We start from the raw sequence: 2,164 nt of genomic DNA, 5'->3' as shown, positions 1-2,164 counted from the left end.
GGCTCTTATGCTGGTGCTGGTCGAGATAAGCATCGATGTCCTGGGCGATCAGCTTGTCGACCTGATAGGCGCTCTCGCCGGCAGCAATGGTCTCAGTCATTCAATATCTCCGTCGTGCCAGCGAAGGCTGGCATCTCGGGCGTTTGGAGGTGCGCCCTTGCCGCATGAGATCCCAGCTTCCAGCCTCCCGCTGGATTTATCCTGAGCGGCTGCCTTGCAGGCAGTCGAAGGGCTGGGATGACGCGATCCGATGGATCGCGTCAGAAATAGCCTTCCTGTTTCTTCTTCTCCATGCCGGCGCCGCCGGCATCCTTGTCGATCGCGCGGCCCTGCCGCTCCGAGGTGGTGGTCAGCAGCATCTCCTGGATCACCTCGCTCAGCGTCGCCGCCTCGCTCTCGACCGCGCCGGTCAGCGGATAGCAGCCGAGCGTGCGGAAGCGGATCGAGCGATCGACCGGCACTTCGCCCGGCTCCAGCGGAAAGCGGTCGTCGTCGACCATCAGCAGCATGCCGTCGCGCTCGACCGTCGGGCGCTTCGCCGAGAAATAGAGCGGCACGATCGGCACGTCGTTGAGTTGGATATATTGCCAGATGTCGAGCTCGGTCCAGTTCGAGATCGGGAACACCCGGATGCTCTCGCCCTTGGCCTTACGCGCATTGTAGAGGTTCCACAGCTCGGGCCGCTGGTTCTTCGGATCCCAGCCATGCGAAGCGGTCCTGAACGAGAAGATCCGCTCCTTGGCGCGGCTCTTCTCCTCGTCGCGCCGCGCGCCGCCGAACGCCGCGTCGAAGCCATATTTATCGAGCGCCTGCTTCAGACCCTCGGTCTTCCACATATCCGTGTGAAGAGGGCCGTGATCGAACGGATTGATGCCGCGGTCCATCGCCTCCTGGTTGTGATAGACCAGCAGCTCCATCCCGCTCTCGCGCGCCATCCGGTCGCGCAGCTCGTACATCGCCTTGAACTTCCACGTCGTGTCGACATGCAGCAGCGGAAATGGCGGCGGCGAAGGATAAAAAGCTTTGCGCGCCAAGTGCAGCATCACCGCGCTGTCCTTGCCGACCGAATAGAGCATCACCGGACGCTCGCACTCCGCCACCACCTCGCGCAAGATGTGAATACTCTCGGCTTCCAGCCGCTCCAGATGGGTCATGTTATTTGCCATGCGTCGTCAGTATCGGAGCCGCGCCCCACACGCCTCAAATTAAATGTTGAAAAGCAGTAAGGAAATCTGCGCGTTTCGTATGTGCAACGGTTAACTGTGCAATTCTGACCCGAGATCACGAAAATAGCGGCAGAAATAGCACTAAAATCCAGCGCGATCTGCCCTGCTTAGATCAGGGCACACTGCGCCACGACAGAAACCAGCGTAGTAGTAGGTTGCCGGACATGGCGTTGCCGTTCTGCTGGCAAGCTGCGACGCCACGGTAAAAGGCCGCCAGCGCGCTGGACGAACGCCGCGTCATTTGCGCCGATCACCCGATGACGGGCTGGATTGCAGCAGGCGTGGTGAACTTTTGGACCAATCTACCGAGACCGGGGTCTGATCGCCGCGGATTATTTGCCGATGAGGGCAAGCAAGCTTCTGTGTTGGAGGTCGATCCTGGCTCGCATGGCATGGAGCTTCATGCCATGCGCGCCAGGCGCATCATCAGATGAGGTCGGCAGCCCGCAGGGCTTCGGCAGTGTCGCCGTATACCACTTGCAGTTTCTGTGTTTTGCCATCGACGATCGTCCAGATCTCGACCAGAGGTATGGAGACCGATTTTTCCGTTTTCTTGCCGACGAGATCGAGCACGCCCCACGAGACGACGTTATCGCCGCTGGCAATGATGTTGTGCTTTGTGAACTTGAGGCTGGAGAAGTGCTCCAGCACCTTTCCTATAAGTGACGGAAAACTCTGGACGCCCTTGTGGATGCCTCCATAAGGCAGCGAAGGAGCCTCGTGGATTTCCGTCTCGGAGGTGAAGCTCGCCGTGAAACCTTGCGGTTCTCCGCGTGCGCTGGACGCGTAAGCCTCTTTCACAATCTGCAGATTTTGCTCTTCGATCGACGTCATGTTCTTCCCTCTGTCTGCCATATAATATGGAGCTCCTGCCCCATCCATGCTGGATGAAGACGAGTTCCGGGTCTTTCAGGGACCCGTAGATCGTCGTCGCATGG

Annotated in this window: 2 protein-coding genes; both read right to left on the bottom strand. The window is 59.3% G+C overall.

Translation table 11 applies throughout. The features are described from left to right. Positions 1 to 260: 260 nt before the first annotated feature. A complete protein-coding gene (gene cysD / locus AAC645_RS20350) occupies positions 261 to 1,166 on the bottom strand; it encodes a sulfate adenylyltransferase subunit CysD (RefSeq protein ID WP_340318406.1) in 906 nt (301 codons plus the stop codon). 486 nt (positions 1,167 to 1,652) lie between these two features. After that, positions 1,653 to 2,060 carry a nuclear transport factor 2 family protein gene (locus AAC645_RS20345; RefSeq protein WP_340318405.1) on the bottom strand — a complete coding sequence of 136 codons (408 nt, stop codon included), beginning with the start codon at positions 2,058 to 2,060 and terminating at the stop codon, positions 1,653 to 1,655. Positions 2,061 to 2,164 lie beyond the last annotated feature (104 nt).

It is taken from the genome of Rhizorhabdus argentea, from assembly GCF_037861105.1.
GTDB lineage: Bacteria > Pseudomonadota > Alphaproteobacteria > Sphingomonadales > Sphingomonadaceae > Rhizorhabdus > Rhizorhabdus argentea.
This window is presented reverse-complemented; position numbering and strand designations above follow the sequence as displayed.

Coding starts and splice junctions, on each gene's coding strand:
- cysD (WP_340318406.1), bottom strand. CDS start 1,166: ATGGCAAATAACATGACCCATCTGGAGCGGCTGGAAGCCGAGAGTATT.
- AAC645_RS20345 (WP_340318405.1), bottom strand. CDS start 2,060: ATGACGTCGATCGAAGAGCAAAATCTGCAGATTGTGAAAGAGGCTTAC.